We start from the raw sequence: 25,027 nt of genomic DNA on the forward strand, positions 1-25,027 counted from the left end.
TCCCGCATCGGCTATGCCTGCCTACCGGGCAGCAAAGCTGCCTCACCTCAACATCATGGAGGATATCATGGCCCAACTCTCTCCCCTTCGCGAGCGTTTGGCGAGCGCCGAGCACGCATATGCCTGCGCGATTCAGCGCCGCAGCGCCACCGGCCGCAACCAGTATGTCATCCGCACCGGCAGCCCGCTCCAGCCGTTCCGCGTCACGGAGACCCGGCCGGCGAGGGACGAAAATCTCGTTCTGCACGTCGCCTGAGACAAATCCTATCGTCGAGGAGGCGCCAATGAACGCTGCCGATCGATACCCGATCGAGCCGGGTATGTGGATCAGGACCGAGGAAAACGAGAAGCTCTTCTTCCTGCGATATTCATCGACCGGCCATTGGGGCTTCTTTTCCGAGGAGCGTCATCACACCGCGCGGGAATACAAGCTCCCGCTCGCGGGCCTCAAACCCTGGCACAAGGAACGCCGCCCATGAAAACGCACGCGATGGCGAGCGGCCTTCGGGTCACTCTCAGCAAGACCGAACTGCAGGCATTGCTTGCGCTCGCGCGATACGGCGCTGAACAGATTGCGGCCGCGCACCACTCTTATATCGTGCCCAAGCGACAGGAAGCCGTGGCGGCCGGCGTCATCCAGGGCCTCGAACAGGGTCTGTCGTCGGTCCGCTGGAAACAGGCGGAGGCCAAGGCAAGACGCGACGCACCGAAACGCGAGGCCGAGCGGCGTGCAACGCGCGAGCATCATGCCCAGATCGACGGCTATACCGTTTGGGGGATGTTGAGTGACTGGACCGATCTCTCCGATGACCCCGACCGGCGCCAGTGGGCGGACCTGTTAAATCCTCTGACCGAAGCGCGTGAGCAGGCAGAAATTCGCCGGAATGTCTGGCGGATATACATCAGCAAGGGCAGCGCGGCGGCGGACGATCTCATCGTCTATCCGGGCGATTGCACGCAAACCGCCGATCGTCAGGAAATCGAGGTGCTCGCCCGACGGATCATCGCGCAACATCGAGAATGACGGGATCGCGCCGGCAAGATATGCGCGCGCCCTCGGAGGGGACCACAGGATCGGCCATTGCGAAAGGGCCCGCAAGGAGGGGAGTAGGAGGGGCTGGCGGTGAACTTCCCTGGGAGCTTGCCATGACCGCCAGCGATTCTGCCACATACCATCGCGTATCCACGCCGCCCATATTCATCTCCGGATCGCTCTCCATCCGACAGCTTCCGGCCAGCGTAATGAAGCGGCTCGGCGCCGTCATCGACAAGGAGTTACCCGTCGTGATCGGCGACGCCCCTGGCGCGGATGCGGCCGTCCAACGATTTCTTGCCGATTGCGGTGTGCGTCACGTCACGATCTTCTGCGGAGGTTCCGTCCCCCGGCACAATATCGGCATATGGCCGGTCCGGCAGATCCGAGCAGATGCTCCTGCGGGCACGCGCGCCTTCCATAGCGCAAAAGATCGGGAAATGTGCCGCCTCGCCGGTGTCGGATTCGTCATATGGGACGGAGCGAGTCAGGGCAGTCGCGCCAACATCCGGCGACTATGCGAGCGCGGGCGGTATGTCGTCGTCTATCTTCGCCCTGAAGACCGTTTCGTCACCCTCGCCAGCGATGCGGAACGGATGGCGTTTTTGGCGTCATCTATCCATAGCGATGGAGTGTGATCATGCCCTCTTCTGACATCGACATATTGCCGTCGCGGGTAGGGACAGCGCCTATCAGCTGGCTCCCGATTTTTCGGACTGCTGGTAGCGCCGTCATGCACGGCGCGCGCGCAAGCGCCGGCGCACAGACCGCTTGAAAGACAGGCTTCTCCTTCTTAGATAGTGAATCGAACGATTCGATCAATTCGGTCGAATGGAGGCAGCTATGCAGACCATCACCGCCAACGAAGCCAAGACCCGCTTCGGCGAACTTATCGACCGCGTACAGCGCGAGCCGGTGCGCGTAACCCGCCGCAATCGGGTTGTGGGTGTGATGGTTTCCCCGGAAGACTATGCAGCCATGCGGGCGTTCTACGCGGACAGGCTCGCCAGCACGCTACGCGAAACCGCCAACGAGGCCGCGAAGAAGGGCCTTACCGATAGCGAACTGGAGCGTCTGCTGTCCGATGAAGGGTGACAGGTTCGTTATCGATACGAATGTCCTCATCAGCGCCGCGCTTTCAGCAGATTCGACCCCCGCAAGGGTGACGCTCTGGGTGATCGCCCATGCCCGGCTGATCTTCGCCGAGGCCACTTTCGAGGAATTTCGTTCCCGTCTTTGGCGTCCGAAATTCGACAGATATCTGACCATCGAGCGTCGAAATCAGATTCTACACGATTTCAGTGCAATCGCCGACTGGGTGGAACTGAATGACGATGCTCTTCCGGTCAGCAGCCGAGATCCGGATGATGATATGTTCATCCGCGCCGCCATTGCCGGATCGGCCCGTTGGCTTGTGAGTGGCGACAGGGATTTGCTGGACATTCAGGGATTGCCAGCGATTACGATCCTGACGCCGGCGGACATGCTGAAGCGGATTTCCGCATAGGTCTGACCCGGGCGGCGCCACGCTAGCGCAGCTGCGAATGACTCTGGCACTCCTCGACGCAAAGTCTTCGCGAATGGGAGGTGCGGCCCGGCTCGATGACGAAGTTCATCTGCGACCGGCGCCTGCTCGATCCCGACGAGTTCGATCATATCGTTGCCTAAGCGTCCACCGATCTCATCGGCTTCCTCGACGTCGTGGCGAGGCTGCCGCCCGATCAACTCCCGACCATCGGAAGCTGGCTCGAGCGGTTCAACGCCGGCGTTTCCTGATCGCTGACGGTCCATCGTTGGACGCAATCCCGCCATTTCTTGCGAGGTTCTTATGCTCACCATCCAGTTCCGGGCGAAAATCGTGACGATCTATTACACGGACGACACCATCGCGTATCGCCGGATCAAGATCCCCAGCATCGCGCGCCACCTCTGCGATATGAACGCCTTTCGCCGCTCACGAAAATTCGGAGCCTATGCGAACAGCGACCTGTTCCTCGCCATGGTGACGCGCGCCCTGAAAGAGAATGGCATCGCGAACTTCCTCCGCATGGGTGCGCTGCCCGAAGGCGTGGCCGTCGACGAAAGCGGTTTCCTCGCAGGCGTCACGATCACGCTTCCCGACCGATAGGGACGAGCAGCAATGCGCTGGGACATCCCCGCGAACTGAAGGAGCTTCGACATGCAAGCCACCGTCCGGCTGACGGCCAATGATATCCGCCAGCTTCGTTCGACCGCCGAACAGATTGCACGGCGGCATAGTTCCGCCCGTCGCTTCGCAATCGAGATTGCCGAACGCGTCAACCTCGCCACCGGCGCCGCTGGCCTCAACATTCGTGCGATCACCGACGATCCCGACTGGGAAGATACCGATCTGCACACGACACATCCCTGGTCGCGCATCCGTGAGCGTCATACGCTCGCCAACGGCACGGCACTGTTCGACCTCTATGTCTATGAGCGGCCCGGCATCGGCGAGACCGGCGATCTTGCCTGCTGCGTCGAGGCCGAACTGGATGGACAGGGCCTCGCAGCCTTTCACGCCGATAGCGCCAAGAATGTCTGGCGCCGGTCGGACCTGTAGATTGTCCTTCCACCCGTTCGATACGATGAGCGAGATCACGCACAGCAACCACACTTTGGGAAACCCGCCATGCGCCTGTCGGACGAGCTTGCCGCCAGACGCATTTTCTAGCGGGTCTGGACCGCAGAAGAGGAGGAAGGAGGTGATGGGCGAGGGGCCATCATGGATCCTCCGATCTCCATAAGGAACAACCCATGCCCATCCATCAGCCATCCGGTCCCGCGACCGAACCCGCCGTCGACACTTCCTCCCAGCCGTCCGCCGATCTTGTCGCGCTGTCCAGCAACGAGCTGATGGTTGCGCGCAGGCTTGCCTATGACCCTGAAAACGACGCCCTTGGTGAAGGGGATCTCTGGGTCGAATATATGGAAAGCGAGGACGACTGCATGGCCGCGCGCCAGATCGTTCCGTTCGACACATTCACGCTTTCCGTCTGGCATACCCTTGCCGCCGACATGTTCGAGGAACGCTCCGATGAACGCGACGCATCGCAGATCGACCAGCTGATCGAAAGGCGTGGCCTTTTTCCTCATGACCCCGCCAATGGTCCGCGGCGTATCGCGCTTCCCGCAATCGAACTCCAGATCGCGCTTGAAAAGGATATCAAAGCAGGTTCGTGTCGGATCGCCAATGCCCGGATAAGGGTCGATGCCCTCGATCAATTGTCCGGCATGGAACCCGACTTCTATACCAATCCGGAAGCCATATCGACCGCGGGCTGGGACGCGCTGTCGGTAACGATCTTCGAACAGACCTGCACGGCACCGACGGGCGGGCGCTTCGGGAACATCTTCGATCAACCCGACCTGACAACCGGAACGCCGCTCGCACACGCCCGCGCCCAACTCTTCGAACTCCAGACGGCACTCGCTACCGCCAAACGAAGCCGGCGGCAGGATCCTGTCTTCAAAATCTATGTGCGGAGCATGATGGACGAGCTGCTCGCGATGCCTCCGCTGCTGGAGGCGATCCATAATGACCACAGCGGCGCATTCCGCATCGTGGCCGCCTTTCTCGACGATCATCATCCCGAATGGTCCGAGGGGCTCTCGAAGAACCAGGCATTCAGTCCCTTGCTGCCCCTGCCTGTCGACTGGAATGGCCACGTCGATATCGTCGGCCTGGTGCAGGACTCGCGCGCCCGCATGTCCGCCGAAACGGTGGGTGTCGCGCCGCAGTTCTTCGGACTCTATGCCGGACGCCGCGATGGCAGTTCCGTCTGGCTTGGAGCGGCGGCCTGCGAAGCCGATGCCCATGCGCTGGTGACCGGGTTGGGCTAACCCGGCCCCATATCGGCCCGCTCATTGGCGCGACAGACTGGTGCAACAACAGGGCGGCAACATGGCGCCCTTCGCGCTCTCCACAGGGGGAAAGGGGGTGGTTGGTGGATGAGTTTCATCTGGGAGTTCACCAACCATGTCCAGCAGCCAGCAAACCACGAACATCCCCGAAATCGTCGTAATCGACAGCATTACCTGCCCCAACTGCGGCGCAGCCGAGTGCTACGATGATCCCACGAGCCCCACAGGCAAGCGGTTCAACATCAACGCCTATAAGGTCGGCGACAAGCACGGTTACTGGTGGAGTCGTTGCAACCTTTGCAATAGCTGGTTCTAGAAGGGCAGGAGGATTTCCGGCTCCCGCAAGCGTAACCGTCTTTCGTCTCACCGACCCTTCGCTTGAGAAGCGTGACGTCGCGGAGGCCAGCATGAACATAGAGATCATCGTCGGCCTCCCGCATCTCAATCGTGGCCCGCTTCTCCAGCGCGCGATCGAGATGCGCTATCCGGTCCTCATTTCAGCGAACGCGCTGTCGCGATGGGATCGCCGCGAGGGCTATGCGCGCTGGGCGGGCTGGAACCTGCGTTCGCTGGCCAATGCCTCGCGCCTGGTGTCGATCGACCTCGACTCCGCCGGCTTTGTCGTCGCTCATCGCTACCGCGGGCTGCCCTGGACGGCCGATGACTATATCGAACTGGCCGCAAGCTACCCATTTCGGCGCTTCGCGAGCCTCGACCTGTGCACCGAAGAGGAAATTGCCCGCGACCGCGACGAAGTCCTCGACCGTATCTCGCGCACCATCGCGCTCAATCATGCCTGTCATGCAAGAGCCGCCGATCGCGGAATCGATGCCCGGTTCATGCCCGTCATCCAGGGACGGCATCCCGACGACTATCTGCGATGCCTCGACGGCATTGCCGGTATCCTTCGGCCAGGCATGGTTGTCGGTATCGGCTCCATGTGCCGCCGCACGGTGTCCGGTCCTGATGGGCTTCTCGCGGTGCTAAGCCGGCTCGACCGGGACGCAGACCCTGCGCTCCGCTTCCACCTTTTCGGTGTGAAGGGAACAGCCCTCCATTATTTGCGGCCGCTTGCGCATCGCATCGCCAGCCTCGATTCCTGCGCCTATTCTCTGGCCGCGCGGATCGAGGCGTGGCGCGAAGGCTTTTCGAAGACCGACGAGTTCGTTGCCGGTCATATGGAGCGATGGCAACGCCGGCAGCAGGCCCGGCTCGACGGGGGCGACGCCGCATTCCAGCATCATCTGCCGCTCACGAAACCTGCGCTTTCGGCCGGAAACGCATGGGACAGAGCACTCGATCTCGCCCGGGCGGAAATCCGCACTTTGATCGAACAAGGGGAGATCGCGCACGAGCAAATCACCGAAGGGTGGGTCGCGCAGTGGGCGGCTGAAACCTATAGCGCCACGTAGTAACGCAGGTCCTGGTGAATTTAGCCTCGGTCGCTGACCTATGCGGTGTGCGAAGAACTCACCGGCCTATAAGGTCGAGGACGCCACGCAGGGTCTTGCCCATCGATCGAATCATCTCCTCGCCCGCCTCACCTCGTCATCCCGACAGAAGTTCCAATACTCGTCCATATCTGCGAGCGTTAGCTTCTTCGGCTGCATCTTGGCCCAGGCATCCGCCATAAAGAGCATGAAGCTCATTGCGCCGTCATCAGAAACGGCATGCGGCTGATACACGATAGGCAGGTTCATCACGAGCATCCCTGTCGGAGCACTTTGTTTCTTTTTCAAAGCGGCGATAGGCGACCGCCCGTTTTTCACAGGTCCGAGACGCTCCGATTACGCCTGTCGCTGCGAATTCACAAGATTGACCGCCAGATTGGCGTGAACGACGCGCGGTTGCAACCACCGATCACCGTCGCCGCACGGCCTGGCTGTGCCGATGGGGGCAATTGCGGCCTTCAAGCCCGCAAAAAGGAGGTATCCGTGACCCAGTGTCCCGAATCCAATTCGGCCGAGCGTCATTGCTATGGCGTGATTCTCCATCATCGCGCCGAATGGTGGCTTGTCGAATTTCCCGAGCGCGATCCGGACCCTATCAAGGCATGGGCCCTGACCGGCCAGCTTACGCCGGCGATGGCGGATTGGTTTCGTGCCGATACGGGCAATAACGCCGCCAAGGCAGAGGTCCCCGCGTTGAACCCGGACAGTCGCTGCTGGTCTGGTGAATTCTCGATCCGCCCGTCGCCGGATGCCGTCGATCGCTTCGACATCGATGCTCATCCCTGGGGCTCCGAAGCGGGCGAACTGGAGACGCGGCTTGCCCGCGCCATGATCGAAAGCACGCTGTTCCCGATCCCGCCCGGCTTCCTTTCGGTCTTCACAGGCCTTCCGGACGACGATCGGCCCGTTCTTGCCATCCGTCTCAGCGGCTATATCTGCTCTACGTTCGAAGTGCTCACCGCCCGCTATATGCCGGTCTATCGGCCTCGATCGCCCTGGCGGGACATATCGGGCGAGGCCGTCGGCGACAGCGGCAGTGACATTCTCGGATGGGCACCCGCCCGCGATTGGATCAGGCCAGCATGACGCACGGGACCCGCCGATGCCGGATCGAGCTTGCGCCGATACAGCTGGGCCATTATATCTGACTAGCTGGTCAGATGGAGAATTCTCATGACTACACCCAAACGGGCCGGTGACGGCCCCGCACGCAAAGGTGGTTCCAGGCTTCCACCAGCGGCGCGCGGATGGAAGCTCGAAGACGCCAAGGCGCGGTTCAGCGAGGTCGTTCGCCTGGCCCGCAGCGAAGGGCCGCAACGCGTCACGGTCCGCGGCAAGGATGCCGTCGTTATCATCAGCGCCGACGAACTCGAAAGGTTGCTGCCGCCCGAGCGTAAGAAGCCGCTCGTCGCCTTTCTCGAAGGACTGCACCTCGACGGCGTCGATCTGACGCGCGAACGCGATAGCGGACGGGATATCGTCTTGTGATCGGCTGGCTTCTCGACACCAATGTGATTGCCGCGCTCATCAATCCGGGCGGCGCGCCGAGCGTGAAGACATGGGCGTCGGAGCAGCCCGAAGAAGCGCTGTTCCTCAGCATCCTGACGCTCGGTGAATATGACAAGGGCATCCACGCCATACCTGCCGACCATTCTGAGCGGTCACGCTATATCGGGGCTCGCGATGCACTCGAAGCGCGTTTCAAAGGTCGCATTCTGTCCCTTGATGACGCGATCATCCGGCGATGGGGAGCAATCTCCGGCGACGTCAAGCTAGGCACGGGCCATACACCGAGCGTTGTCGACACGATGCTGGCGGCCACCGCGATCGAGCACCGGCTTTATCTCGTGACCCGCAACGTCAAGGATGTGCGTCACAGCGGTGCGGCCATATTCAATCCGTGGGAGGATGATCCCACGACACTGGCGCTATCCTGACCAGTTGGGGGAAGGATATCCTTCCTCAGGTTCTTTCGAGCAATCGCTCCCGTGCGAGGTCAAGTGCGTGCGAAAGCCTTATCGCCACCACCTGGTCCTTGGGGTCGACGAGGCACTCAAGTGCCGCCTCCATGTGCTTGATGGCGTTTTCCAGCCTTGGCTCTTCGTCTGTCATGTGTGCTTCTCCGTCCCGTCGCGCTCAGTCGGCGGGCACCCTCCCCGGAGGAGGATGCCGGCCCCTGAGCCGGACGGTCGAAAGACGCGAACAATAGAACGCGTGCCTGATCTTTAGCCGGAGCCTGGACATAATACAGGCAATCCGGCCGCAAGGCATGCGCCGACTCTATTGTTCGGAGTTTCGACTCTCCGGCCCGCCACCGGCGGACACGCTCCTCTAAACCAACCGGGCAGCAACTGCCAGTCGGTTCCGAGCGAAATTACCGGATGCCGCAGGTGGGTGCGGGGTCTTCAGCGTGTCGATAGACGCGCCGCCTCGACCGGCCGATACATGTCCGCGCGATCACGCATTACACCCGTAAGCCAGGCGAGATGGCTCGCAGCGTCCGCCAACGGCAACGTGGCTACCGCGTCGAACAGGTTACGCTGATAGGGTGGACCGCTGTCGAGGATATCCACCAGCTTCTCCCGCGCGGGGCTATGGGGATCGGTGATCTCGGCATTGGCTTCGCGGGCCGCCTCCAGAAAGGCCTCAGCCAGTTCCTGGGTCGCATAGTAGCCGCTGTCGAGATCTTCCCCGAGCGCGAGGGCGGCGATCTGGCTGCGCACATCCGCGATGTCGGGGTCGTTGACCGCATCGATCAGCGACAGGTTGAAATCGAAGGTGGCGAGATAGTCCGCGATCATGGGGAAAGTCCTTTCATCCATCACTGGAACATAGGGCAAACATAGTCACAATGGAAATGATCCTCGCAACGGGAACGCGGTCATGAATCCGTCTTCCGCATGGGCCGCCCCGATCGGCCGGCATCCCGCGCCGTGATCGGGACGGTCGCACCCCTGCGTCTCCGGGGACGCCTGCGTCGAACCGAGCGCGGTTTCCTCCTCGATATGGAGGATGGCCACGTCTGGCGCCTCAATGGCGCGCAGGATTTCCCGCCGCTGGTGGACGCAGTCGTCGTCGTCGAGGGACGCAAGGCGAGCCCCAGCCTCCTCGACGTTCTCTGGCTCGGGCCGGCGTAGCATCCCCAGAGGCACGCTCTGTTTCCTTCCTCAAACGTCGCGCTTGCGGCACCGTCGCCGCGGACCTCGGCGAGGACGCCTCGGCCCGCAATCAGCGTCGCACGATGTCTGTCATCACATTCTGCGCCGCCTCGCAGGGTCTCGGCGTGCCAGGGCTGGTCGGGGCAAGCAAGGGCTGCCTCCGGCCAAGAAAACCTAGGAGTAGAAGGGGCCTGCCGACGTTGTCGCTTGGGGTAAGCGGTCGGCAGGCCCCTTCTACTCCAAGCTTTTCTAAAGGCCGCAGCGCGACGTCCCTTGCTTGCCCCGACCAGCCCTGACCCTTGAGCCCCGGCGACGGCGGCTCCGAATGCGATGACAGACGGCCACCGTCGCGTCCTCCGCTGATCAGGAAGGAATGGCTTCGCCATATTTTTCTTTGTTCGAGACGCTACCGCGTCCGTATTATTGGCTCTGGCTCACCAAATGCGATGAAATACTGTCAAGAAAACAATAGAATATACTCGAAAAAGGGGAGGGGGTATAAGTATAGGTGCAGATGGGGATTGGCCCCGGAAGCATCGTTTGGAGTAAAGGCTATGAATATCGGTGAGTTTAACCTTAACAAGGGCCGCATCATCGGATGGATTGCCACCCGCGCAATCGACCTGCCCAAGCTGGCCTTGCGCCCGGTGGAAAGCGAAAACGAACTGGCCCCGGCTTATGAGATCATCGCGCCCAATGTCGGGGGCCGTGTCGTTCAGGTCGGCGCGCTTTGGGAAGCCGTCGCCAAGAAAACCGGCGAGGTTTTCCTGCAAGGCCATGTTGATGACCCGTCGATGCCCGAAGCCCTGCCCATCGCGCTTTTCGGCTCGGTGGAGGAAGGCTATCGGGTGGCATGGCGCAGGCAGGAGCGCGACGATTTCGGCCCCGCCATTCGCACCCCCCGCGACAATGCGCCTTCCGGCAACCGTGGCGATGACTACGGTTTCGGTGACAGCACCGCCGATGGAAGCGGCGGACTGTCCAGCCAAGGGGCCGCATCCGATTTTGACGACGAGGTGAGAGTCTAGGAACCGGACCAAGACGGGCCGGGGGAGCGCAGCAACGCTTCCCCGGACCCTAACCGATCATCCTGCCATCAGGAGTCAGACCCATGACGAAGAAGTCAGCTAAGAAGGCCGTTAGCACATTTGCCGACCTGCCGGAACTTATCGCGGAGGAAACCGCAACCCCCGCTTTTGAAGCATCCTTTGGCGATCCGTTGCCGCTGTCCATCATCGAACACGGCGACGAACCGGGCGAACATGAGATGCCCGAACCGTTCACCGCGCAGAAGGTTTGCGGCGAACTTATCACGTCGCTTTATTGCCTCTTGACGGACACGCGGCTTGACCCGCTCGCCCCGGATATTGCTTGGGGTATCGTCAACAGCTTCCATTTTGTCGCTGGAACGGTGGAGCGCCGGGAGGATCGCCTAGCCGACAAAATCCGCGATATGACGCGGTGCATGGAACCGGGCGAGGTATTCAACAAAGACCTTGAGGATACCCAGCTTCAATGCCGCTCGCTTGCGGAACAGCGCGCCGCCATCGAAACGATGCGCGACTATGCCGCCGCCATGTATCGCGCTTGCTGGCGTCGCGCATGGGCACCGACCAAGGGCAGCAAGGCGTCATCCGTCACCACCGCAAGCTATATCAATGCGCTGGATTTCTTGCAGGAACGCGCCCTTGCCAAGCGCGAGAAGCACCAGCCGCAAGGCCCCGTCGTCATCTTTTCCGGCCCCGCCATCTGGGACGAATGGGAACCGCTTTGGGCGAAGCTGACAGAGATCAAGGCCCGCGTTCCGCATATGACGCTTGTTACCACCGGGCAGCGGAAAGGGGCGGACGCCATCGCGGCGGCATGGGCAGCGCGGGAAGGCGTCCCCGTTGTCGCTTATGGCCTCTATGGAGGCGGGCGCAAGGCTCCCTATCAGCGAAACCGCAAGATGGGCGAGCTTGAGCCGGTGGAAGCCGTCCTTTGCGAAGGGTCCGGCATCCAAGCCAATCTCTATCAGACCATGCGGAAACAAGGCGTTCCCATCCATGCTTTCCGCAAGCCCAAGGATGCCCCCGCATCCCGCAAGCCGCAGAACGGCGAGGGGGACACGTTCAGGCAAGCACGGCGCAGCGCCTGAAACCAAACGGCGCGGCGCTTCCCCCAGCGCCGCGCTACCCATCACACGAGACCCGCCAAGGCTGGCGCGCATCCCCGCGCGCTGGCCTTTTGTCGTGCCCCCGGCCGCCGCCGCGCCTGACGGCGCGGCGGCGGGAAGAACCAAAAGGGGAAGGGCCGACAGGTTCACGCCCCCACCGAAGGGCCGAGCGCCCCACCGTCATCCCCCTTTGCGGGCCTTGGCGCGGCTGGCGCTTTCCCCGAATGGGAAGCATCGGAGGCACCCGACGCCCCCTTGAGCGCAGCCAGCGCGGCAGCGCCGCCCAACCGCAACACATGGCCCAGCACGTCCCGGAACTCGCGTTCCGTCAATTGCTCGACCGGCAGCGCCGTCACCATTGCCGCATAGCGATCGCGTAGCCGCTTGCGTAGCGCAGCCTTCTCGACCGCAATCCTCTTCTCGCGATCTTCCAGATCAGCGAGCCTATCGCGTTCAGACATTTTAGGCATGACCAGTTTCCTTCTCAGGCTGGCCCGCTCGTCACGCGATCCTTGTCGCACAGGCGCACCCGCGCCACAAGCGACCCCACCGCATAGCGCGACCTATCTCCCCACATCGACCACCACCGCAATGGGTGCGCCCGGCAGCGGTAGGGATGACGCAGCAACTCCGTTGCTGCGGGCAAGCGACGCACGCGCTTCGCGGTTTGTAATGCACCGTACGCACGGGTGCTGTGGCCTGAAACTGCCCTATAATCAATGGTTTCCGTTGGCAGACGCGTCAGCCAGATTTCACGTTATTTGGCTGACGCGTCTGCCGCCTCAGTACTATTGCCCGAAAAAGCCCCGCAATTCCGCCGTTTCCGGCTGGCAGACACGTCCGCCACGCTGATTTTATTGTGATCGTCGCTTGTCTGCGCTATAGTTGCTGTGCGTCGTGACCTCCTTGTCGAAGCTCCAGTCGGAGCATCACCTTGGCAAGGGTCACAATCCGGATCGACGATGCCCTTTACGAGCGGCTGCAGCGCCGTGCCCGTAAAGTCGGCGTCAGCGTCGCCGAACTCCTCCGCCCCGCGATCGACCAGACCGCCGATCCCCGCGGCGGCTACGTCTACACGACGCAGGACGAAATCCTCTCCTGCGTCCTGCAGACGCTCTCTATCCTCGCGGCATCGGTGCGACGCCGGTCGCCCGAGACGCTCGAACAGGGCATGGCCGACGCCAGGGCGCTGCTCCTCGAAAAGGGGCTGCTCTCACCGGACGAACAGCCATGACCCGGCGCGCGGATCCCCACCTCGCGGACACATGCCCGGCCTCGCGTTCCCCCTCGGCGGGCTTCCCGTCCGGCCGCGCGATTGCCTGCGATTATTCCCTGCCGGTCAGGGCCATCCCAAATCCGGGGGCATGCCGTAGCGCACCGCCAGCCGTTCGGGGGAGGGGCCGGCCATGAGCATCTTCCGCAACGACACGTTGGGGAGCTGGACGCGGGGCGGGCAGGCGATCGTCCACAATGTCCGCATGACCACCCAGGTCTTTTTCCAGACCGTGCTGGCCGGGCTGATCCTCTGGTTGATGGGGACCTGCTGGTATGCGTTCGAAAAGTCGACCGACTATCAGCGCTTCGTCCTCGCCAAGCTGGTGGAGGCGACCATCAAGGCGGATGCGGCGCCGGGGACCAATGACCCGGTGCTGTTCCGCACCCCCGACGGGCGCCAATACTGGACCTCGGCCGACACCCTCGCCGACTCCGGTGTCGCGAAGCAGGCGCTCCACAAACTCGAAAAGGACCTCATCCACGGGGCGGCCATTGCCGGTGTGGTCGCCCTCTTCGGACTGGTCAGTGCCTGGTTCTATTTTACCAGAACTGGGAAGGGGCTCGGCTCCAACGAATATCTGCGCGGCGCCCGCTTCGGGACGGCCTCGGAAGTGCGGCGCGCGCTCCGGGGGCAGAAGAAGGGGGCGCTCACAATCGGCGGCGTCGCCGTGCCGGAAGCCTTCGAGCCCGAACATATCCTGCTGGTCGGCGCTCCAGGAACGGGCAAGACCAACCTCATCACCACCATGCTCGAAGGCATCCGCAAGCAGGGTAAGCGGGCGATCGTCTATGACACGGCCGGGAGCTTCGTTGAGAAATTCTATCGCCCCGGCAGGGACATCCTGCTCAACCCGCTCGACAAGCGCACCGACATCTGGAGTCCCTGGGTCGATGTTCCGCGGGAGTATCATTACGACCAGATCGCGGAATCTACGATCCCCGACAAACATGGCGATCCGTTCTGGAGCAAGGCCGCGCGCGGCACGCTGGTCGCCGTCCTGCGCAAGCTCGCGCGGCAGAAGCACACGCTCATCTCGGTCCTGCTTGATCGGGTGCTGCGTTCCCCGCTCGCCGATCTTGCCGCCTATGTGAAGGGCACCGATGCCGCCGCTTTCATCTCCGCCGAGGGAGAGCGCACCTCGGCCGGCGTCCAGGCCGAGCTTGCCTCGGTCATGCGCAGCTTCGCCTATCTCGACGATACCGAGGACGGCTTCTCGATCCGGCGTTGGGTCGAGGACGAGAAGGACGACAGCTGGCTGTTCGTCACCGTCAAGGCCGACCAGCTTCCTTCGCTGCGCCCCCTGATCACGGTCTGGCTCGACATCGCGATCAGCGCGATCATGAGCCTCACGCCCGACCGCGACCGGCGGCTCTATTGCGTCATTGACGAATTGCCGACGCTCCAGAAGCTCCCCAGCCTATCCGACTTCCTCGCCCGTGCGCGCAAATATGGCGGCTGCGGCATATTGGGGTTCCAGTCCTATCCCCAGCTGACCGCGACCTACGGCAAGGAGGATGCGGCGGCCATCACCGGCTACTGCTCGACCTGGGTCGCGCTCCGGGCGAACGATAGCGACACCTCGGAACTTATCTCCAAAAACCTTGGCCGGGTCGAGCAGGTCGAAGCCAACGAGGGGATGAGCTACGGCGTCAATGACATGCGCGACGGGGTGAACCTCAGTCGCATGCAGGTGACCCGCCCGCTGGTTCTGGACACCGAGGTCACCCATCTGCCGAACCTTTCGGGTTTCCTCCGTTTCGGGCGCAATCTCCCCGTCGTCCGTTTCACCGATCGCTTCAATCCGCTGCCTTCGATCGCGGCCGCGTTCGTTGAACGCACCGAGCCCCCCAAAAGGCTGCCGCTCGGCAAGGCCATCATCTCCCAGGCGTGGGCAGAGCGCCGCGCGCGCCAGGCGCGGGAGGAGGCCGCGAGGCGAGGGCAGGGTCCGGGACATCCGGACACGCCGCCGTCTCCCGGAACGGGGCAAGGCGATCTTTTTACCGGCGAGGCCAATCCCCCGCCGGCGCGGGAGCCGACCCAGGAGCCGCCCAGCCTGCCGGATCCCCAGGACGCCGTGCCGCAGGATGAGGTGTTCGGACCCACCGACCACAGCGATTCCGGCATGACGGACGAGGGAGCGCCGATCGACGATCATCCCGACGAGGAGAACAGGGTTGCCACCCCCATCCCCTTGTTGGGGGCGACGCGCGGCACGATCCGTGTGCGGCTCGACAGCCATGGCCGTTCCGAAGGCCCGCGTGAGAAGGCGAAGCCGGCATGATCCATCCTCGCCGCCTCAAGGGGACACCCGCCAATATCGGCCGCTACTATACAATCGGCGACTATTATACCAAGGGCGGCAACGAACCCTCCGAATGGGGCGGCAAGCTCGCCGCCAGCCTCGGCCTGTCCGGGCCTGTCGACCCCAAGCAGTTCGAGGAACTGCTCGCCGGCAAGGTCGGCGACCAGCAGCTCGGTCGCCGGCGCAAGGAAGGCATCCAGCATCATCCCGGCTGGGATTTCACGATCAGCGCGCCCAAGTCGATCTCGATCCTGGCGCTGGTCACGGGCGACGAGCGCATCCTTGCCGCGCACGAGCGGGCGGTCGGGGTTGCGCTTGCCTATGCCGAGGAACATGCCGAGCTGCGCCGCCGGGTGGACGGCGAGATCGTCCACGAGACGACGGGCCGGCTGCTGTTCGCGCGTTTCACCGAATATGCCAGCCGCGAGCACGACCCGCAGCTCCATACCCATGTCGTCATTCTCAACATGACCAACCATCTCAATGGCGACCGCATGTCGAGTCTCGAGACGCGCTCGATGTATGCCGAGCAGCTCGTCATGGGTCAGATCTATCGCAACGAGATTGCCCGCGACGTGCGCGCGCTGGGGCATGAGATCGTGTTCGATCCGCGTAAGGGGCTGTTCGAGGTCGAAGGCATGCCCGGCCAGCTTATCCGTGACTATTCGCAGCGCGCCGAGCAGATCAACGAGCATGCCGCGGAGCACGGGCTTGAGGGACAGGCCCAGCGCCGGATCTCCTTCTTCGCGACCCGAAAGGCCAAGGAGACGATCGGCCTCGATGACCTGCGCGAGCAATGGCGCGTGCGTGCTGAACCCTATCGTGAAGATCTCGACAGGCTCCAGGCCGCGGCGCAGGAGCGGGGTGAACGAACCATCGAGACCGATCCGCGCGTTGCCCGCCGCGCCGCTCTGTTCGGCATCCGCCAGAATGAAACGCGCGAGGCGGTCAACAATATAGGCCGTCTCTATCGCACCGCGCTCGCATCGCATGTCGGTGAGGTCCGCCTGGGCGACGTGCGGCCGCTCTACGATGCGCAGGAGAACAAGGGCAAGCTGCTGGTCACGGTGCGCCAGACCGGCGACCAGCCGCTTCCGCGCGGCCGGACATCGCGCCGGACCGCCAAACTCGAACTCGCCCTGTCCGAGCATCTGTCGCTGGCCATGGGCGATGCGAAGCCGGTTGCCACCCGTGAACGGCTGGAAGAGGCTGCGACGGCCGCCAGGCTGAAGCCCGAACAGACCGCGGCGCTGATCGCCATCGGCAGCGGCACAAACCGGGCGGTCGGCGTGCATGGTGTCGGCGGCGCAGGCAAATCCACCCTGGTCGCCGCGTTGGTCGATGCGACCCGCGACGACTATACCACCGTGGCGCTCGCACCGACCTCTTCGGCGGCGGCGGAACTCGGGCACAAGGCGGGCATCGAATCCCGCACGCTCGCCTCGCTGCTCGCGAGCGGCGGTTATGGCATTACCGACAGGCATATTCTCGCGCTCGACGAGGCGGGCCAGCTCGGCAACCGCCAGGCGCTGCGCGTGCTGGAGATCAGCCGCGCGACCGGCGCGCGTCTCATATTCCTCGGCGACAATAAGCAGACGGGCGCGATCGAGCAGGGCAAGGCCTATTGGCTGCTCCAGCAACTCGGGCTGCCGACTAGCCAGCTCAAGGAGTCGCGGCGCCACCTGACCGACGCGACGCAGGAGGCCGCGGACATGGCGCGCAAGGGCGACTATGCCGCGTCGCTCGCCGCGCTGGATCGCGTGACCACCGGCGACACCGCGGAGAACCTCGCCAAGGCGATGGTCGCCGATTGGACCCGGCTCAAACCGGAGATACGGGGCGAAACCAATATCCTCGTCCTCGACAACGCGACCCGTCTGATCGTCAACAGCCATATCCGCGAAGTCCTGAAACGCGAGGGCACCGTCGCGGCCGAAGACCATCGGCTCGAAGTGCTGACCCCGTCCGGCCTGACCGACCAGGAAAAGCAGATGGCGCGCTTCTACAGCGCGGGCCAGGTGCTCAAGTTCACGCGCGACAATCCCAGGCTGGGGATCGCACGCGACGCCGACTATCGCGTCGTCGGGGTCGGCCGGAACAATCATGGCCGCCAGGTCGTGCGCCTGGTCGACGAGCATGGCCGCCAGATCGAATGGCGTCCGGGCCTCGGCAAGGCGGCGCATGTCAATGTGTTCCTGCCTGAGAAGCGCGACCTTGCCCAGGGCGACCGCATCCAGTGGCGGCTGGTCAACAAGGAACTCGAGGTCAAGAATGCCGAACGCGGCACCGTTCTGGCGCTCGAGGGCAATATCGCGACGATCAGATGGGACCGCGGCGAGCGCGTCCAGCAGGTCGATCTCTCGGTCCACCGGACCTGGGATCATGGGTATTCGGAAACCGTCTATTCGTCGCAGTCCAAGACCTATGACCGCGTCTATGCGCTGGCGCCTGTGGAATCCGGCCTCGTCAACGGTCAGAACTATTACACCGCCATCACTCGCGCCGCCTATGGCGTGAAGCTCTGGACCGAGAGCCAGCAACGTCTCGCGGAAAAGCTCGCCTCGCGATCGGGCGAGAAGACCTCGTCGCTCGAAGGGCTCGGCCGGATCAGGGCCGACAGCCACAAGATGCGGGGACTTCGCCACAAGGACCGGCACGACCGCTCCCGCGAGGAGAATGCCCGCGAGCGCGCCGCCCGTAATGCCGAGCGGGAGCAGCGCGAGCGGAAACGGCAGGGCCGCTCCGAACCCCGCCCGAACAGTCTTGCCGAGATCCTCGCCGGCCGCGCGCAGGAGGCTGCCTCGCTGGTCGACCGCTTCCTGCGCGGCACGATCGAACGGGACCGTCAGCACGCGCCGGCGGAGCCCGATCGCGCGGGTACGCGCGAGCCTGTCCACCAACCAGAACCCCAATCCCAACCTCAGCCGCAGCACGATCATGGCGATCGTGGCGGCGGGCATGACCGATAGGAGAAGATGATGGAACTTTTGCTGATGGCGATCGCCTGCGCCGCCCTCGTTGCCCTGCTATACCGCCATTATCGCGTTCCGATCCGTCATCGCTGGCGACGCCGACAGGCTCGAACGATGTGCGAGCAGCTGCGCGGACCGGATCGCGATCAGCCCGCCGTCTTGCACTATGCCCGGCTGCGCGCGATGGATCCGCTGGCGTTCGAGGAATTACTGCTCGAAGCCTTCGAGCAGCGCGGGCACCGCGTCATCCGTAATCGCCGCTATACCGGGGACGGCGGCGTCGACGGGGAGGTCATCATCGATGGCCGGCGCTGGCTGATCCAGGCGAAGCGGTATCGCGATGCGATCAAGCCTGAACATGTGCGTGAGTTCGCCATGCTTTGCGCTGCGCGGCGGCGGCGCGGCATGTTCATCCACACCGGTCGCACCGGCGGGATGAGCCGCACGATCTGTTCGAGCGCCGATGGCATCGAAATCGTCTCCGGGCAGCGATTGCTTGCGCTGCTGACCGGCGCTCCGTTCGAGCCGGATGGTCTGCCGTCTCGCGATCTTCTTCGACGTGGCCCCTCCGATTTTCGTGATCGGATAGTGCAATGAGGGCGTGTCGATCAATGATTTTCCAGGCCTCGGTAGCGGGAAGGGCGCTCACCAGTATAGCGATCCTGTCCGTCATACTGACGCCGGCTCCTGTGCTGGCGAAGCAAGCTGCACCTGGTGAGGTCGCCGAAATCGCCCGTTGCATCCGCGTCGCCGCGCGGGGGCGTGCCTGGCTTGAAAAGACGCTTTGGGGCTTGCGGACACAGGAGGCTGGCTGGCTGGGCGCGGAGATCGCGAATACCAACGGCACCCACGATCTCGGGCCGCTTCAGATCAACAGTAGCTGGGTGCCGAAAATGTCCCGACTGCTCGAACGACCCCAGGAGCAGATCCGTCATTGGCTGCGCTACGATCCCTGTTTTAATGTCGAGGCGGCACGCTGGATATTCCTGTCCGGGCTGGAAGCGACCGGAGACTATTGGAAAGCGGTTGGCGTCTATCATAGCCCAACCGAGGCGAGGCAGGTCGCCTATGCGAAGAAGGTCGCAAGCCACATGCGTCGGCGGTTTGGCCCGGACGTGTTTGCGGCAAGCCGCGGGAACCTGGTGAGGTAGTTTTGGGCGATGAATACAAGCGGTTGAATAGCTTTCAACGCTGGACTCCAAGGCTGGGCAGGCAGCCCGTTCGCTGCATCTGCCCTCCGAGGTCATCCCTTTTCAGCGAACACTGGGATCGTACCTAAGATCGTGCGCTGGCCACCTGCGCTTTGCAGCTTCCGCCCCAATTCAGCGATGCGTCGTTCGCCGTCCTCTTACGTCAGTGTACTCCTTCGATGGGGCTGGCGGACTTGCACAGCTTGGCAGGCTTGGTGGACGGCCTGCGATCTGCTGATCGGTGAAACTGACGACAGGCAGGCAATGGCGCGATAGGGTGAGTATTACGCCCGCGCCCGCAGTTCGTCGATCATGCATTTGTGTTGCCCATAACCTGCTCTCGATCTTGGGCCATCCGGCCGGAGCTGATCCGGTCAATCTGATGATCGAGCCGAAGTCCATCGATACACTCAGGAGCCTTACGTAGTGACGTTGCCAGTCGGCGCGGTGATGGTGACCACAAAAGAGGTGGCTGGGTGAAACCTTGAGGCGGCCTCTGGCACCTTACGCAAGCTGGAGATGAGCTATGTCCAAGCCGATGATTTTGTGGTTCGAAGACATCGGTATCGCTGATGTGCAGGCCGTAGGCGGCAAGAACGCGTCTTTAGGCGAGATGACCGCGGCCCTCGCTCAGAAGGGCGTGAAGGTGCCCTCTGGCTTTGCCACCACTGCGGACGCTTACAGGGCGTTCATTCACGACAATGAGCTTGCACCCCGCATTACGGAACATCTCTCCGCCTTCCACTCCGGCGGATGCACCCTTCAGGAAGCGGGGCAGGCTATAAGGAGTCTGTTTCTGGAAGCGGAAATGCCCTCCCATATCGCCGAGGAGATTGTGTCCGCTTATGCGGAACTTGGCCGGCGTACCGGCACAGAGCGTCCCGCCGTTGCCGTGCGCAGCAGCGCGACCGCCGAAGATCTGCCGGATGCGAGCTTCGCGGGCCAGCAGGAAACCTTCCTCAATGTCCGGGGCCGGGCCGCACTTCTGGCGGCCTGTCGTCGATGCTTCGCCTCGCTGTTCACCGATCGCGCGATCAGTTACCGCGATGCGAAAGGCTTCGATCATCTCGAGGTTGCGCTGTCGATCGGCATTCAGCAGATGGTCCGCTCGGACCTGTGCGGATCGGGCGTCATGTTCTCGATCGATACCGAAACTGGCTTTCCAAATGCTATCGTCATCAGCGCCGCCTGGGGGCTGGGCGAGACCGTCGTCCAGGGGAGCGTAAACCCGGACAGATATGTCGTATTCAAACCGCTTCTCGCGCAGCCGGGGACCGAACCGATCATCGACAAGGAGTTGGGCGGTAAGGCGTTCCGCATGGTCTATGGGGAAGGCGGAAGCCACCGTACGAGGATCGTCGAGACAACCGAGCAGGAGCGTCAGAGCTTCGTTCTCGATAACAGCGATATCGTCCAGCTCGCGCGGTGGGCCGTGGCAATCGAGGACCATTACCAGCGTCCCATGGACATGGAATGGGCGAAGGACGGCGAGACTGGTGAACTCTACATCGTCCAGGCGCGTCCCGAAACGGTTCAGGCCCAGGCCAGCACTTCGACATTCCGGCATTACCGCCTCAAGGAGAAAGGCGACCCGCTATTGACGGGCGCGGCGGTGGGAACAGCCATCGCTGCTGGCAAGGCTTGTGTCATCCGGACCGCCGCCGACATCGCCCAGTTCCGGGACGGGTCTATTCTCATCACTGAGACGACTGACCCCGATTGGGTTCCGGTCATGAAACGCGCGGCGGGGATCGTGACCAATCATGGCGGCACCACCAGCCACGCTGCCATCGTCAGCCGCGAACTCGGTGTTCCCGCAATCGTCGGCACCGGAAACGCGACCGAGATCATTGCCGAGAACAGCGAGATCACGATCAGCTGCGCTGACGGTGACGTCGGAACAATCTACGCCAGCATACTCGATTTTTCCGTGACGGACGTGGATATCGGCTCCCTGCCGGCCACCCGGACGGACATCATGGTCAATATCGCGAACCCGGCGGCGGCATTCCAGTGGTGGCGGCTTCCTGCCCGAGGGGTCGGCCTTGCGCGCATGGAGTTCATCATCAACGCGCATATCAAGGTGCATCCGATGGCACTGGTTCACCCGGATCGCGTGAGCGCTGAAGCTCAACGGCAAATACGCGATCTGACCAAGGGGTATTCCGACCCATCGGAGTTTTTTGTCGATGTCCTCGCGCGCGGCATCGCGAAGCTTGCAAGTCCCTATTACCCGCACCCCGCCATCGTGCGCCTGAGCGATTTCAAAACGAACGAATATGCGCACCTTGTGGGCGGCGACGCCTTCGAGCCGGATGAGGAGAATCCGATGCTCGGCTTCCGCGGCGCCTCGCGCTATTACGATGAACGGTATCGCGAAGGCTTCGCTCTCGAATGCCGCGCGCTCAAGCGGGTCCGGGAGGAACTGGGCTTCTCGAACGTCATCGTCATGGTCCCCTTCTGCCGCACGCCGGCCGAGGCGGATCGCGTGCTCGAAGCGATGGCCGAGAACGGTTTGCGCCGCGGGGAGAATGGGCTGCAAATCTACATGATGTGCGAGATACCCTCGAACGTCATTCTCGCCGAGCAGTTCGCTACGCGCTTCGACGGATTTTCCATCGGCTCCAACGACCTCACCCAGCTTGTGTTGGGTGTCGACCGCGATTCCGGGATTCTGGCCAATCTCTTCGATGAAAGAGACGAAGCCGTCACCCGCATGATCTCGGAAGCCATTCGCAAGGCGCACGCGGCGGGCATCAAGATCGGCATATGCGGCCAGGGGCCGAGCAACCATCCGGACTTTGCGGCGTTCCTGATTTCGGAGGGTATCGATTCCATGTCGCTCAATCCCGACAGCTTCGTGCGAACGATCAAGGCCGTCGCGGAGGCGGAGGGACAATCGGGCTGAGCGCCGGGTGAAATGACACTGATGCGAGGTACAGGAAATTGCGTCTACCGGTGCTGATCCGCCTGGGTTCACCCGCATATTGTCGCGCAATCGCGAGCTCGGGAAGGTTACCCGAGAACGTCGTCTGAGTCCGGCGGCATTCGTAAAAGCCCTAATGGCCCCATCCTGGAACCGCCGATAGCCTTTGAGTGCTGGCTGGAATCGGGGAACAGGGTCCGGCCTGAGAACACCGGGAATAAAAGGGGCCACGGATCGGCCAGTCTCACCGGATTAAAAAGGGGCCAGTCCTGCTAGACCTCCGTTTTTGGGCGGAGGTGGAGGATGAAGAGAGTGGAGCTTTATCAGAAGGTCCGCCGCGCCGTGCTGATTGACGGGATGAGCCGTCGCGCTGCCGCCCGGTATTTTGGGATCAATCGCAAGACCGTCGACAAGATGCTGTGCTTTCCAGAGCCAGCAGCGCACGGCCGGAGCGGGCAAACCTACAGCCGCAAGCTGTCCGGATTTACCGACATCATTGACCAAATCCTGGTGGATGACCGCAAGGTTCACATCAAACAGCGACACACTGCCGCGCGTATTTTCGAGCGTCTGCGCGATGAACATGGCTTCACCGGCGGCATCACCATTGTTCGCGACTATGTGGCGGGCGCCAAGTTGCGCAGCCGCGAGGTGTTCATACCATTGAGCCACAAGCCGGGGCATGCGCAGGTGGATTTTGGTGAGGCGGACGGGATCATCGACGGCAAGTTGGTGCGGTTCCACTATTTCTGCATGGACCTGCCGCACAGCGATGCGCCGTTCGTTAAAGCCTATCCTGCCGAGGTGGCTGAGGCATTTTGCGAAGGGCACGTGGCGGCCTTTGCCTTCTTCGGCGGCATCCCGCAGTCGATCCTGTATGACAACACCAAGCTGGCAGTGGCGCAGATCCTGGGCGACGGGAAGCGCGAGCGCAGCCGGATGTTCTCGACCCTCCAGAGCCATTACCTGTTCGAAGACAAATTCGGGCGCCCCGGCAAGGGTAACGACAAGGGCAAGGTCGAGGGGCTGGTCGGTTATTCCCGGCGCCACTTCATGGTGCCGAGGCCAGAGGCGCCCAGCTTTGATGCGCTGAACGCGCGCTTTGTCGAACAATGCATGGAGCGACGACAGGCCATCTTGCGCGGGCATGAGCGCAGCATCGGTGACAGGCTGGTGGCTGATCTGGCGGCCTTTATGCCGCTACCGGCGGTGCCGTTCGATCCCTGCCATATGGTGACGGGGCGGGCCTCGTCGATGTCGCTGGTGCGCTATCGTACCAATGATTATTCGGTGCCGACGGCCTATGCCCACCAGGAGGTCGTAATCAAAGGCTATGTCGATCGGGTTGCGATCATCTGTGGCGGGGAGCTGATCGCAGTGCATCCGCGCAGCTATGAGCGGGAGGACTTCATTGCCAACCCGCTGCACTATCTGGCGCTGTTAGAACAGAAACCCCGCGCGCTTGATCAGGCAGCGCCGCTCGATGGCTGGGTGCTGGCTGAACCGATGCATCGCATCCGACGACTGATGGAGGCGCGCAGCGGCAAAGAGGGACGGCGCGAGTTCATCCAGGTGCTGCGGCTATGCGAACGCTTCGAGCAGTCCCTGGTGGAATGGGCAGTGGCCCGCGCGCTGGAGATGGGGGCAATCAGCTTCGATGCGATCAAGATGATCGCGCTGGCCCGCCTCGAACAGCGTGTGCCGCGCCTCGATCTGCAATTTTACCCGCATTTGCCGCGCGCGAATGTCGGGCGTACCGATCCGCGCACCTACATGGGCCTGCTCTCGCAGGCAGGCACTCCAGCGACGGGAGTGGCAGCATGAGTGATCCCATGATGCCGCTGCCAGCCATCGAGGCCGAACCCACCAGCGTGCCGCCCGCTGTACTACTGGCCAACCATCTCAAAGCGCTCAAGCTGCCCACCTTTGTGCGCGAGTATGAGAAGGTCGCCTTCGAGGCCGCGCAGGATCGGGCCGATTACCCCCGCTATCTGCTGCGCCTGTGCGAACTTGAACGGATTGATCGCGAGCGCCGGATGGTGGAGCGCCGTATCCGCATGGCTCGCTTCCCGCACACCAAGAGCTTTGACACCTTCGACTTTGCAGCCCAGCCATCACTGAACAAGGCCTTGGTTCTGGAACTGGCGCGCGGTGAATGGATCGAGCGGCGGCGTAATGTCATTGCGCTGGGCCCCAGCGGCACCGGTAAGACCCACACCGCCCTCGCGCTAGGACTGGCTGCGTGCCAGAAAGGGCACAGCGTGGCCTTCACAACGGCCGCGGCGTTGGTCCATGACCTGATGGAGGCTCGCGACGAGCGTCGCTTGCGCAGCCTGCAAAAGCATCTGGCATCTGTAAAGCTGCTGATCCTCGACGAGTTGGGATATGTACCATTCACCGCCGTGGGCGGCGAGTTGCTGTTCGAGGTACTCAGCCAGCGCTATGAACGCGGCAGCACGCTGATCACCAGCAATCTGCCCTTCGATGAATGGACATCGGTGTTCGGCTCCGAACGCCTGACCGGCGCCCTGCTCGACCGGCTGACACACCACGTCCACATTCTCGAGATGAATGGTGACAGCTTCCGTCTCGCCAGCAGCCGCAAGCGCCAGAAGGACAAGGGGGAGGATAAATGACCTAAGAACGGGCGGCCATCGGCAGCGGGAAATCGGCTTCCGCTCC

At 62.8% G+C, this 25,027-nt stretch carries 28 protein-coding genes; 24 read left to right on the forward strand and 4 right to left on the reverse strand.

The genetic code is table 11. The annotated features are described in order from the left end of the window. Positions 1–13 precede the first annotated feature (13 nt). From NUH86_RS04445 to NUH86_RS04490, 10 genes are all read left to right on the forward strand, one after another. Positions 14–256 carry a hypothetical protein gene (locus NUH86_RS04445; RefSeq protein ID WP_232037383.1) on the forward strand — a complete coding sequence of 81 codons (243 nt, stop codon included), beginning with the start codon at positions 14–16 and terminating at the stop codon, positions 254–256. Positions 257–284: 28 nt separating this feature from the next. Continuing rightward, on the forward strand, positions 285–479 hold the full coding sequence (locus tag NUH86_RS04450) for a hypothetical protein (RefSeq protein ID WP_013846881.1): 195 nt from the start codon (positions 285–287) through the stop codon (positions 477–479). Next, a complete protein-coding gene (locus NUH86_RS04455) occupies positions 476–1,024 on the forward strand; it encodes a hypothetical protein (RefSeq protein ID WP_013846880.1) in 549 nt (182 codons plus the stop codon). Before NUH86_RS04450 ends, NUH86_RS04455 begins: the two co-directional genes overlap by 4 nt. Before the next feature lie 122 nt (positions 1,025–1,146). After that, positions 1,147–1,671: a hypothetical protein gene (locus tag NUH86_RS04460; protein WP_119034652.1), complete on the forward strand. Its 525-nt coding sequence runs from the start codon at positions 1,147–1,149 to the stop codon at positions 1,669–1,671. Between the two features lie 205 nt (positions 1,672–1,876). Further along, positions 1,877–2,128, forward strand: coding sequence for a type II toxin-antitoxin system prevent-host-death family antitoxin (locus tag NUH86_RS04465; protein WP_013846878.1), 252 nt, complete (start codon positions 1,877–1,879; stop codon positions 2,126–2,128). Next, positions 2,118–2,540, forward strand: a complete 423-nt coding sequence (locus NUH86_RS04470) for a putative toxin-antitoxin system toxin component, PIN family (RefSeq protein ID WP_013846877.1) — start codon at positions 2,118–2,120, stop codon at positions 2,538–2,540. The genes NUH86_RS04465 and NUH86_RS04470 overlap by 11 nt, the downstream gene beginning before the upstream one ends. Positions 2,541–2,861: 321 nt before the next feature. Next, on the forward strand, positions 2,862–3,161 hold the full coding sequence (locus tag NUH86_RS04475; protein ID WP_013846876.1) for a hypothetical protein: 300 nt from the start codon (positions 2,862–2,864) through the stop codon (positions 3,159–3,161). Between the two features lie 51 nt (positions 3,162–3,212). Beyond that, positions 3,213–3,614, forward strand: coding sequence for a hypothetical protein (locus tag NUH86_RS04480; RefSeq protein WP_030538185.1), 402 nt, complete (start codon positions 3,213–3,215; stop codon positions 3,612–3,614). Positions 3,615–3,808: 194 nt separating this feature from the next. Next, complete coding sequence (locus tag NUH86_RS04485) at positions 3,809–4,894, forward strand: hypothetical protein (protein WP_013846875.1); 1,086 nt, start codon at positions 3,809–3,811, stop codon at positions 4,892–4,894. A gap of 428 nt (positions 4,895–5,322) precedes the next feature. Continuing rightward, positions 5,323–6,327, forward strand: a complete 1,005-nt coding sequence (locus NUH86_RS04490; protein ID WP_013846873.1) for a hypothetical protein — start codon at positions 5,323–5,325, stop codon at positions 6,325–6,327. Between the two features lie 111 nt (positions 6,328–6,438). On the opposite strand, the gene NUH86_RS04495 is transcribed toward NUH86_RS04490, so the two are convergent. Then, on the reverse strand, positions 6,439–6,615 hold the full coding sequence (locus NUH86_RS04495) for a hypothetical protein (RefSeq protein WP_013846872.1): 177 nt from the start codon (positions 6,613–6,615) through the stop codon (positions 6,439–6,441). Positions 6,616–6,849: 234 nt separating this feature from the next. On the opposite strand from NUH86_RS04495, the gene NUH86_RS04500 reads away from it, so the two are divergent. From NUH86_RS04500 to NUH86_RS04510, 3 genes are all read left to right on the forward strand, one after another. After that, a complete protein-coding gene (locus NUH86_RS04500) occupies positions 6,850–7,452 on the forward strand; it encodes a hypothetical protein (protein ID WP_013846871.1) in 603 nt (200 codons plus the stop codon). Positions 7,453–7,539: 87 nt separating this feature from the next. Continuing rightward, the gene (locus NUH86_RS04505) at positions 7,540–7,854 is read left to right on the forward strand and encodes a type II toxin-antitoxin system Phd/YefM family antitoxin (RefSeq protein WP_013846870.1); all 315 of its coding nucleotides are present in this window, start codon (positions 7,540–7,542) and stop codon (positions 7,852–7,854) included. Then, complete coding sequence (locus NUH86_RS04510; RefSeq protein ID WP_013846869.1) at positions 7,851–8,303, forward strand: type II toxin-antitoxin system VapC family toxin; 453 nt, start codon at positions 7,851–7,853, stop codon at positions 8,301–8,303. The genes NUH86_RS04505 and NUH86_RS04510 overlap by 4 nt, the downstream gene beginning before the upstream one ends. A 25-nt stretch (positions 8,304–8,328) precedes the next feature. Here NUH86_RS04510 and NUH86_RS04515 read toward each other — a convergent pair whose 3' ends face one another. Further along, on the reverse strand, positions 8,329–8,478 hold the full coding sequence (locus NUH86_RS04515; RefSeq protein WP_013846868.1) for a hypothetical protein: 150 nt from the start codon (positions 8,476–8,478) through the stop codon (positions 8,329–8,331). A 293-nt stretch (positions 8,479–8,771) separates the two neighbouring features. Then, on the reverse strand, positions 8,772–9,167 hold the full coding sequence (locus NUH86_RS04520) for a hypothetical protein (RefSeq protein WP_013846867.1): 396 nt from the start codon (positions 9,165–9,167) through the stop codon (positions 8,772–8,774). 99 nt (positions 9,168–9,266) lie between these two features. On the opposite strand from NUH86_RS04520, the gene NUH86_RS04525 reads away from it, so the two are divergent. The 3 genes from NUH86_RS04525 (at position 9,267) to NUH86_RS04535 (ending at position 11,661) form a co-directional block, all read left to right on the forward strand. After that, the gene (locus NUH86_RS04525; RefSeq protein ID WP_062116437.1) at positions 9,267–9,503 is read left to right on the forward strand and encodes a DUF5818 domain-containing protein; all 237 of its coding nucleotides are present in this window, start codon (positions 9,267–9,269) and stop codon (positions 9,501–9,503) included. 575 nt (positions 9,504–10,078) lie between these two features. Beyond that, positions 10,079–10,552 carry a DUF736 domain-containing protein gene (locus NUH86_RS04530; RefSeq protein ID WP_030538182.1) on the forward strand — a complete coding sequence of 158 codons (474 nt, stop codon included), beginning with the start codon at positions 10,079–10,081 and terminating at the stop codon, positions 10,550–10,552. A gap of 83 nt (positions 10,553–10,635) precedes the next feature. Beyond that, a complete protein-coding gene (locus NUH86_RS04535; protein WP_013846864.1) occupies positions 10,636–11,661 on the forward strand; it encodes an SLOG family protein in 1,026 nt (341 codons plus the stop codon). Between the two features lie 164 nt (positions 11,662–11,825). Here the strand turns inward: NUH86_RS04535 and NUH86_RS04540 are convergent, their stop codons facing one another. Further along, complete coding sequence (locus tag NUH86_RS04540) at positions 11,826–12,149, reverse strand: hypothetical protein (protein WP_013846863.1); 324 nt, start codon at positions 12,147–12,149, stop codon at positions 11,826–11,828. Positions 12,150–12,613: 464 nt separating this feature from the next. Here NUH86_RS04540 and NUH86_RS04545 point away from each other — a divergent pair, with 464 nt between their 5' ends. From NUH86_RS04545 to istB, 8 genes are all read left to right on the forward strand, one after another. Further along, positions 12,614–12,913 (forward strand): CopG family transcriptional regulator, encoded by a 300-nt coding sequence (locus NUH86_RS04545; RefSeq protein WP_013846862.1) that lies wholly within the window; start codon positions 12,614–12,616, stop codon positions 12,911–12,913. 172 nt (positions 12,914–13,085) lie between these two features. After that, a complete protein-coding gene (locus NUH86_RS04550; RefSeq protein ID WP_013846861.1) occupies positions 13,086–15,236 on the forward strand; it encodes a type IV secretion system DNA-binding domain-containing protein in 2,151 nt (716 codons plus the stop codon). Continuing rightward, positions 15,233–18,226, forward strand: a complete 2,994-nt coding sequence (gene mobF, locus NUH86_RS04555) for a MobF family relaxase (protein ID WP_013846860.1) — start codon at positions 15,233–15,235, stop codon at positions 18,224–18,226. Before NUH86_RS04550 ends, mobF begins: the two co-directional genes overlap by 4 nt. Before the next feature lie 6 nt (positions 18,227–18,232). Then, entirely contained in the window at positions 18,233–18,826 is a 594-nt protein-coding gene (locus tag NUH86_RS04560; protein ID WP_231746298.1) for a restriction endonuclease, read from the forward strand. Between the two features lie 14 nt (positions 18,827–18,840). Beyond that, positions 18,841–19,380: a lytic transglycosylase domain-containing protein gene (locus NUH86_RS04565; RefSeq protein WP_013846858.1), complete on the forward strand. Its 540-nt coding sequence runs from the start codon at positions 18,841–18,843 to the stop codon at positions 19,378–19,380. A 565-nt stretch (positions 19,381–19,945) separates the two neighbouring features. Further along, positions 19,946–22,327, forward strand: coding sequence for a phosphoenolpyruvate synthase (ppsA, locus tag NUH86_RS04570; protein WP_030090317.1), 2,382 nt, complete (start codon positions 19,946–19,948; stop codon positions 22,325–22,327). Positions 22,328–22,648: 321 nt separating this feature from the next. After that, positions 22,649–24,169 (forward strand): IS21 family transposase, encoded by a 1,521-nt coding sequence (gene istA, locus NUH86_RS04575; RefSeq protein WP_096367681.1) that lies wholly within the window; start codon positions 22,649–22,651, stop codon positions 24,167–24,169. Then, positions 24,166–24,981 carry an IS21-like element helper ATPase IstB gene (gene istB / locus NUH86_RS04580; RefSeq protein WP_269148367.1) on the forward strand — a complete coding sequence of 272 codons (816 nt, stop codon included), beginning with the start codon at positions 24,166–24,168 and terminating at the stop codon, positions 24,979–24,981. Before istA ends, istB begins: the two co-directional genes overlap by 4 nt. Positions 24,982–25,027 lie beyond the last annotated feature (46 nt).

This window comes from Sphingobium sp. JS3065 (assembly GCF_026427355.1).
GTDB lineage: Bacteria > Pseudomonadota > Alphaproteobacteria > Sphingomonadales > Sphingomonadaceae > Sphingobium.

What these genes read in the sequence shown, in the direction of transcription:
- NUH86_RS04485 (WP_013846875.1), top strand. Translation starts at nt 3,809, where the DNA reads ATGCCCATCCATCAGCCATCCGGTCCCGCGACCGAACCCGCCGTCGAC.
- NUH86_RS04495 (WP_013846872.1), bottom strand. Translation starts at nt 6,615, where the DNA reads ATGAACCTGCCTATCGTGTATCAGCCGCATGCCGTTTCTGATGACGGC.
- NUH86_RS04460 (WP_119034652.1), top strand. Translation starts at nt 1,147, where the DNA reads ATGACCGCCAGCGATTCTGCCACATACCATCGCGTATCCACGCCGCCC.
- NUH86_RS04565 (WP_013846858.1), top strand. Translation starts at nt 18,841, where the DNA reads ATGATTTTCCAGGCCTCGGTAGCGGGAAGGGCGCTCACCAGTATAGCG.
- NUH86_RS04560 (WP_231746298.1), top strand. Translation starts at nt 18,233, where the DNA reads ATGATGGAACTTTTGCTGATGGCGATCGCCTGCGCCGCCCTCGTTGCC.
- NUH86_RS04480 (WP_030538185.1), top strand. Translation starts at nt 3,213, where the DNA reads ATGCAAGCCACCGTCCGGCTGACGGCCAATGATATCCGCCAGCTTCGT.
- NUH86_RS04490 (WP_013846873.1), top strand. Translation starts at nt 5,323, where the DNA reads ATGAACATAGAGATCATCGTCGGCCTCCCGCATCTCAATCGTGGCCCG.
- istB (WP_269148367.1), top strand. Translation starts at nt 24,166, where the DNA reads ATGAGTGATCCCATGATGCCGCTGCCAGCCATCGAGGCCGAACCCACC.
- NUH86_RS04445 (WP_232037383.1), top strand. Translation starts at nt 14, where the DNA reads ATGCCTGCCTACCGGGCAGCAAAGCTGCCTCACCTCAACATCATGGAG.
- NUH86_RS04520 (WP_013846867.1), bottom strand. Translation starts at nt 9,167, where the DNA reads ATGATCGCGGACTATCTCGCCACCTTCGATTTCAACCTGTCGCTGATC.
- NUH86_RS04540 (WP_013846863.1), bottom strand. Translation starts at nt 12,149, where the DNA reads ATGCCTAAAATGTCTGAACGCGATAGGCTCGCTGATCTGGAAGATCGC.
- NUH86_RS04470 (WP_013846877.1), top strand. Translation starts at nt 2,118, where the DNA reads ATGAAGGGTGACAGGTTCGTTATCGATACGAATGTCCTCATCAGCGCC.
- NUH86_RS04530 (WP_030538182.1), top strand. Translation starts at nt 10,079, where the DNA reads ATGAATATCGGTGAGTTTAACCTTAACAAGGGCCGCATCATCGGATGG.
- NUH86_RS04450 (WP_013846881.1), top strand. Translation starts at nt 285, where the DNA reads ATGAACGCTGCCGATCGATACCCGATCGAGCCGGGTATGTGGATCAGG.
- NUH86_RS04535 (WP_013846864.1), top strand. Translation starts at nt 10,636, where the DNA reads ATGACGAAGAAGTCAGCTAAGAAGGCCGTTAGCACATTTGCCGACCTG.
- mobF (WP_013846860.1), top strand. Translation starts at nt 15,233, where the DNA reads ATGATCCATCCTCGCCGCCTCAAGGGGACACCCGCCAATATCGGCCGC.
- ppsA (WP_030090317.1), top strand. Translation starts at nt 19,946, where the DNA reads ATGTCCAAGCCGATGATTTTGTGGTTCGAAGACATCGGTATCGCTGAT.
- NUH86_RS04475 (WP_013846876.1), top strand. Translation starts at nt 2,862, where the DNA reads ATGCTCACCATCCAGTTCCGGGCGAAAATCGTGACGATCTATTACACG.
- NUH86_RS04505 (WP_013846870.1), top strand. Translation starts at nt 7,540, where the DNA reads ATGACTACACCCAAACGGGCCGGTGACGGCCCCGCACGCAAAGGTGGT.
- istA (WP_096367681.1), top strand. Translation starts at nt 22,649, where the DNA reads ATGAAGAGAGTGGAGCTTTATCAGAAGGTCCGCCGCGCCGTGCTGATT.
- NUH86_RS04525 (WP_062116437.1), top strand. Translation starts at nt 9,267, where the DNA reads ATGGGCCGCCCCGATCGGCCGGCATCCCGCGCCGTGATCGGGACGGTC.
- NUH86_RS04515 (WP_013846868.1), bottom strand. Translation starts at nt 8,478, where the DNA reads ATGACAGACGAAGAGCCAAGGCTGGAAAACGCCATCAAGCACATGGAG.
- NUH86_RS04550 (WP_013846861.1), top strand. Translation starts at nt 13,086, where the DNA reads ATGAGCATCTTCCGCAACGACACGTTGGGGAGCTGGACGCGGGGCGGG.
- NUH86_RS04465 (WP_013846878.1), top strand. Translation starts at nt 1,877, where the DNA reads ATGCAGACCATCACCGCCAACGAAGCCAAGACCCGCTTCGGCGAACTT.
- NUH86_RS04455 (WP_013846880.1), top strand. Translation starts at nt 476, where the DNA reads ATGAAAACGCACGCGATGGCGAGCGGCCTTCGGGTCACTCTCAGCAAG.